Origin of the sequence: Furfurilactobacillus siliginis, assembly GCF_001437435.1 — a bacterium.
Classification (GTDB): Bacteria; Bacillota; Bacilli; order Lactobacillales; family Lactobacillaceae; genus Furfurilactobacillus; species Furfurilactobacillus siliginis.
In genome coordinates this window covers 67,933-73,932 of record NZ_JQCB01000004.1, presented here as the reverse complement: position 1 = coordinate 73,932, position 6,000 = coordinate 67,933, and the positions used below count along the sequence as shown (strand labels likewise).

The following is a 6,000-nucleotide window of genomic DNA, read 5'->3' as shown; positions in this document are numbered from 1 at the left end:
CTAGCCTGCCGGGAGTGAAGGGCTGCGAAGAATTCGCAAAGCCCGCAACGGCAAGGCTCGCTAGTTTTCCGCCTGCGAACGCAGTGAGCTCACTGTTACCCTGTTTTGTCGGAGACACTGACCCCCATCGCCGCAGAGAAAGCATCATCGTGAAGCAAGAAAGTCATGGGCGAGTTCATTATAATGGCGTTCTTCGTTGATTTTAGCTAAAAGTGGTAAATCATGCGTCGAGGCATTACCAGTGGCCATGAGCTTTTCGTATAAATCGACATAAGGAAAGTCATGTTCACGAGCAAATGTGAGTTCTGTTTGAATGTCGAACGGTACACGGCGGAAGTCGACGTCCGTGATACCGTGATCGGAAATTGTAAGTAGCAGATAACAAGCATCGCGATTTGTGAGTAACTGTGGGCGTTTAGACCAGTACTGCCCAACAGACCCGGGGTTTAAAATCATTTGGCCAGTTGTCGTGTACCGCCAAATTGGGGTATGCGTGTGTCCATATAACGCAACGTCGACGGAATCATCTGGCAGTAATTCATCGAAGTTCGCCTGTGCTTCAGGTGGAAAGAGGGTGTGACCAAAGTTGATGGTCGGTAAGTTATGGATAAGCGAAATTTCTGTATTGGCAATGTGCTTGCGTCCGGTCATTGGTAACTTGGCGAGCTGTTTATTTCGTTCAGGCGTTAGACGGGCGTAGTCATAATGTGACAAGACTAAAAAGTAAACGTCGGTTGGATTGCTTAAGTCAAAGTGACCTTTAGTTAACGCGCGATTGTAAAGCGATTCCCAGTTGCCCATTAGGTACTGAGTTGTGTTGATGCTGTCTAACAGGTCATAACACTCTGCTGACGAAGCACCACCAAAAGCCATATCACCAAGTGCCCAAAATTCGTCGGCATTATGCGCTTGTGCGTCTTTGATGACTGCTTTTAGTGCAGTGGCGTTGCCGTGACTGTCGGAAATAACTGCGATGGTTGTATTCATACCAATTCCCCCTAACGTTACTATTATACGGTGTTAAATCGGAAATACAATTTTTGAAAACTTGCATAAAAAAGCCGTGTCTATGACATAAATTACATTGTCATAGATACGACTTTTTGTGTACGAATTTAAAATAGAGAAAATGCGTGATAAATAATTTCCGATTAACGGTTTACCACCAGCCGTTAACTTGCCAGAATGATTGCGCATTGGCCCAAGAGCCATAGTGAGAAGTTGCGTATTGGGTAGCAACGTTCTCTTGGTTAGCACTTGAAAGATCACCATGGAGTTTATCAAGACTCAATTGATATTTACCATAGTACTGACCATTGGTAGCAGTGTAAGAGTTGCTAGATTCGCGGTTAGCAATCCAAGCTTTCGCTGCTTCATCAGCAGTTGTTGTAGATGCAGGTTGAGCTGGCTGTTGTGGTGCGGCTTGAACTGGTGCTGCTACAGGAGCTGGTGCAGGCTGTGGCGTTGCTTGTTGAACAGGCGCTTGCTGTACAGGTTGTTGCGCTGCCGGTGCGGGTGTTGCAGCCGCAACACTTTGTTGTGCAACCAGCGCTTGACTCGAAGCTAATGCAATACTATTAGCATTTGCTGCTTCACTTTGTGCAACGGCAATGCTATTGGCTGTCAAGGCCTGACTTTGAGCAGTAGCGAGGCTATCTGCAGTAGCTGCTTGGCTTTGTGCAAGTGCGAGGCTATCTGCAGTTAAAGCCTGACTTTGAGCCAATGCAATACTATTAGCGTTGGCTGCTTCACTTTGGGCCGCAGCTAAACTATCAGCGGTTGATTGACCATTGCTATCGGCGCTGGCAGCCTGACTTTGCACAGGCGCAACACTAGTAACAACAGGCGCAGCACTTTGGACAGGTGCAACAGATGCAGCTGCGGGAGCCTGACTTTGTGGTGTTGAAATGATAGCTCGTGGTTGGCTTATAGGTGCAGCTGGCTGAACCGTTGCTTGTGTGTGACCTTGTGCGTTGGCCAAACTGACGGAGCCGTTTGCGTTAACCGTTAATTTATTACCGGTGATAATCAAATCCGCATTGGTCATGTTATTCAGTTGCTGCAAGGCGGATTCACTGATGCCGGTTGCCTGACTTAACGCCCACAGCGTGTCACCAGGTTGGATAATGTAACTTTGCGGCTGTTTTTGGTGCAGTAAGGCAGTCTTAACTTGTTCAACGCTGTTAGCTTTCCATGAATCAGCTTTGGCGCTACTACCGATAACACCCATGGTTAAAAAGGTGCTGGCGATGAGCCATTGCTTACTCGTTTTGTACATATTGAATGGTTTTGATGCTTTATTATGGCGGTTACTCATGTGAAATCTCCTTGGTTAAAAAATAGTCGTACTGATTTTAAATGCACACATTATTTTTCATTACAGAGAAAACCATACGAATAATTTCAAATTAAGTAAATGTTTGAACTTAAACTGAACCAAAACTTAATTGATTTCGTCATTTTTGGGGGATATGGACGATGTTACGAACAAACGGTATACTCCAAATTAAAATATCATGAGGAGATTGTCATGCCAATTCCACTATTTAATTATGACGAAAATCAAACGAGTGTGGTGACACCGACTGAAGATCCTGAATACCAAGGTTGCAGTAAGTGTTTGTTTCCGTTTGTCAGCGAAACAGATCTAGAACCCTTGCTGGCAAAATATCACGCACATAAGGTGTATGAATTTGAAACGATCACTAAAGTGACACCAATTTGGGAGATAACGGTAGCTGGCCAGAACATGACGGTTGCGCAAGCGCCATTAGGTGCACCAGCAGCTGTGCAAATTTTGGACTATCTGATTGCCCATGGCGCAAAGCAAATTGTAAGTATGGGTAGTTGTGGTGTGTTAACTGAACATGCCGAAAACGGCTTTCTAATACCAACGGTGGCCTTACGCGATGAGGGCACCTCCTACCATTATTTGCCAGCTGCTGAAACAATCCAGCTGAATGTGAAAATGCAGCTGCAGATCCGCACCGCCCTAAACTCTGCAGGGTATGAAACAGCTGCAGTCAAGACGTGGACGACGGATGGTTTCTTTCGTGAAACAACTGGCTTGATTGAAAAATATCGGGCGCAAGGCTATGAGACAGTTGAGATGGAATGTGCTGCTATAGCTGCCTGTGCGGCCTTCCGTAATGTGGATCTGGGCCAATTCTTTTTTACAGCGGATAGCTTAGCAGATACGGCTAGTTATGATAAACGTAATTGGGGCATGGGTGCACGGTCCACAGCTGTGCAATTAGGTGTGGCGATACTTCGCGAGTTACCAGCATAATTTGCTCGTGTATCCTTTCGTTTAGTGATTAAGATTGTTATACTGAATTGAGTTTCTAACCATTTTCTAATTAAAAGTGAGGAAAAGTTACATGTTGAAAGAAAAGATAACAGCAGCCCTAGCTGGTGGTGCAAGCTCTGCATCTGAAGGCACGGCAGCAATCAAAGATGATCTGTATTTAGGTGTTAATGGTGATTGGCTAAAGACTGCCAAAATTCCGGATGATAAACCCACGACTGGTGGATTTGCCGATTTAGCGGATAACATCGAAAAGACATTGATGAAAGACTTCGGTGAGATGCTAGACGGTTCAGTTGAACCTAACAATGTCTTATTAGCCAACTTCATCGCTTATTATCAATTGGCGGCTGATTACGATGCACGTGATCAGGCCGGTTTTGAACCGGTGAAACCTTTGTTAGCAAAAATTTCTGCGCTAAATGGCTATGCTGATTTGCAAAAACAATTGGTCAGTTTTGCTAAGGAAGGCGTTGGCTCTATCTTTGGCATCGGTGTTGCGCCTGACATGAAAGACACGAAGCACAACGTTTTGTGGGCAGAATCACCTTCGTTGATTTTGCCTGACACGACGTACTATGCAGATGGAAACGAAGCTGCTCCTAAATTACTGACGGTGTTCCGGTCAATGATGATGAAGCTGTTAGCGCAGGCTGGCTTTGAAGAAGCAGAAGCAACGACTATTTTGGATCAAACGATTGCGTTGGATGCCAAGTTTGCTGCTCATGAAAAAAGCAGTGAAGAAATGGCGGATTATCCAAAGCAATATAATCCTCAGACCATTGCTGAATTTGGCACACACAGTACGGTACTTGATTTGGCAGCGTATGTTAATGACGCCTTAGCTGGTCGTGCCAACAAGGTGATCGTAAGTGATCCGAAATTCTACGATGCGGTCAATGAGATTGTGACTGCTGACAACTTTGCTGAAGTAAAGAGTTGGCTGATTGTGAGTGCAGTCCGTAATGCAGCCTCAACTTTGACCGATGATGCGCGGGTTATCAGCGGTGAATACAGTCGGGCATTGTCTGGTAGTAAAGCGGCCTTTAATCCCCAAAAAGGTGCCTTCTATTTGGCCTACCATCAATTTAGAATGGTTGTCGGCGATTATTATGCGCGTAAATATTTCGGCGCCAAAGCTAAGGCTGACGTCATGAAGATGGTGCACCGGATGATCAATGTGTACAAGCAACGGCTAACGAACAATGATTGGCTTAGCGAAAGCACGCGGAAGCAAGCAGTGGTTAAACTCGACACGTTGATTCCAAACGTTGGGTATCCTGACAAAATTAATCCACTGTATGCTCAATATGTTGTGAAGTCAGCTGCTGACGGTGGTACATTGTTTGAAAATGCTGCTCGTTTCCATGCAATCGCAGTGCAGAATAACTTTGACGAAATCGATCATGAAGTGGACCGGACAATGTGGCAAGACATGGATCCTGCAATGGTTAATGCGTATTACGATCCTTCAAGCAACATCATCGTGTTCCCAGCTGCTATCTTGCAGGCGCCATTCTACAGCTTAAAGCAGACTGCTTCGGAAAACTTCGGTGGCATTGGTGCCGTCATTGCCCATGAAATCTCACACGCCTTTGATAATAACGGTGCGCAATTTGATGAATATGGCAATATGCACGATTGGTGGGAAGAAAAGGATTTAGCTCACTTTAAGGAATTGACGCAGGCCATGATCGACGAATTTGATGGCCTAGAGTTGGCTGGTAGTAAGGTTAACGGGAAGCTAGTCGTATCAGAAAATGTCGCTGACCAAGGCGGATTAAGCTGTGCGTTAGAAGCAGCCAAAGAAGATGCAGACTTTTCTGCCCAAGAATTCTTCAAGAACTGGGGTAAAGTCTGGTGCATGAAGGCCAGCGTTGAATACCAACAATTGTTGTTGAGTATCGACGTCCACGCGCCAGCAAAGTTACGGGCCAACGTGCAGGCACAAAACTTGGATGATTTCTACACGGCCTTCGACGTAAAAGAAGGCGACGGCATGTGGCTGGCACCTGAAAAGAGAGTACACATCTGGTAGTAGAGAGAGCGAGGCGACCTGGGTATACTCCGAGCAATTGCAGGCAGGGCGGTAGGGGCGTGAAACGACTCGGACGGTCGGCAGGCAATGCACAGGAGTATGGGTCGCCGAGCTCGTTTTGGAAAGTAGAGAGCAAAACACCCCGGGTATACTCCGAGCAATTGCAAGTACGGCGGTAGTGGCTTTAGCCACGGACGGCGGACTTGCAATGCAGCAAACAGAGGTCTACTTTCGTGAGCGCGCTTTGGCCACATAACAGAGGATATGAAAATTATGAAAACACATCGATTGTGGTGGTATTTGGTTAGAGGTACATTTCATAGTGGAGCGGTAAAGGGTGCTGGTTGGTTATTAACGAATCCCAGTGCACGGGCCACTGAGTACTATATGACGCAATTAAAGCTAACGAAACATGATGTTGAAAAATTGACTCATATTCCGGCACTTGTGATTCCTGACGTTAACGATGGGACGATTGTTAACGTCAACGGTGCTTATTTGAATCAGGACGAATGGAATTATTTAGCAGAAACATTAGCAGCAGTTGCGCTGCAGCATGGAATTAAGCCATACGATGACACGCAGTATGTTGCTGGATCGACCAAAAGTTCTGATATTGCACATTTTTGACGCGAACTTTATTGACATAAAGGCG

Annotated in this window: 5 protein-coding genes; 3 read left to right on the top strand and 2 right to left on the bottom strand. The window is 45.8% G+C overall.

The window, feature by feature from the left end:
* Nucleotides 1-144 precede the first annotated feature (144 nt).
* Both IV55_RS03970 and IV55_RS03965 read right to left on the bottom strand, forming a co-directional pair.
* A complete protein-coding gene (locus tag IV55_RS03970; RefSeq protein ID WP_057809605.1) occupies nucleotides 145-987 on the bottom strand; it encodes a metallophosphoesterase family protein in 843 nt (280 codons plus the stop codon).
* A 172-nt stretch (nucleotides 988-1,159) separates the two neighbouring features.
* Nucleotides 1,160-2,317: a LysM peptidoglycan-binding domain-containing protein gene (locus IV55_RS03965; RefSeq protein WP_057809603.1), complete on the bottom strand. Its 1,158-nt coding sequence runs from the start codon at nucleotides 2,315-2,317 to the stop codon at nucleotides 1,160-1,162.
* 213 nt (nucleotides 2,318-2,530) lie between these two features.
* Between IV55_RS03965 and IV55_RS03960 the strand changes: the two genes are divergently transcribed.
* The 3 genes from IV55_RS03960 (at nucleotide 2,531) to IV55_RS03950 (ending at nucleotide 5,975) form a co-directional block, all read left to right on the top strand.
* Complete coding sequence (locus IV55_RS03960) at nucleotides 2,531-3,289, top strand: nucleoside phosphorylase (protein ID WP_057809601.1); 759 nt, start codon at nucleotides 2,531-2,533, stop codon at nucleotides 3,287-3,289.
* Nucleotides 3,290-3,380: 91 nt separating this feature from the next.
* Nucleotides 3,381-5,345, top strand: coding sequence for a M13 family metallopeptidase (locus IV55_RS03955; protein ID WP_083483918.1), 1,965 nt, complete (start codon nucleotides 3,381-3,383; stop codon nucleotides 5,343-5,345).
* 273 nt (nucleotides 5,346-5,618) lie between these two features.
* Nucleotides 5,619-5,975 carry a hypothetical protein gene (locus tag IV55_RS03950; RefSeq protein WP_057809599.1) on the top strand — a complete coding sequence of 119 codons (357 nt, stop codon included), beginning with the start codon at nucleotides 5,619-5,621 and terminating at the stop codon, nucleotides 5,973-5,975.
* Nucleotides 5,976-6,000: the final 25 nt, after the last annotated feature.

Coding starts and splice junctions, on each gene's coding strand:
- IV55_RS03960 (WP_057809601.1), top strand. CDS start 2,531: ATGCCAATTCCACTATTTAATTATGACGAAAATCAAACGAGTGTGGTG.
- IV55_RS03950 (WP_057809599.1), top strand. CDS start 5,619: ATGAAAACACATCGATTGTGGTGGTATTTGGTTAGAGGTACATTTCAT.
- IV55_RS03970 (WP_057809605.1), bottom strand. CDS start 987: ATGAATACAACCATCGCAGTTATTTCCGACAGTCACGGCAACGCCACT.
- IV55_RS03965 (WP_057809603.1), bottom strand. CDS start 2,317: ATGAGTAACCGCCATAATAAAGCATCAAAACCATTCAATATGTACAAA.
- IV55_RS03955 (WP_083483918.1), top strand. CDS start 3,381: ATGTTGAAAGAAAAGATAACAGCAGCCCTAGCTGGTGGTGCAAGCTCT.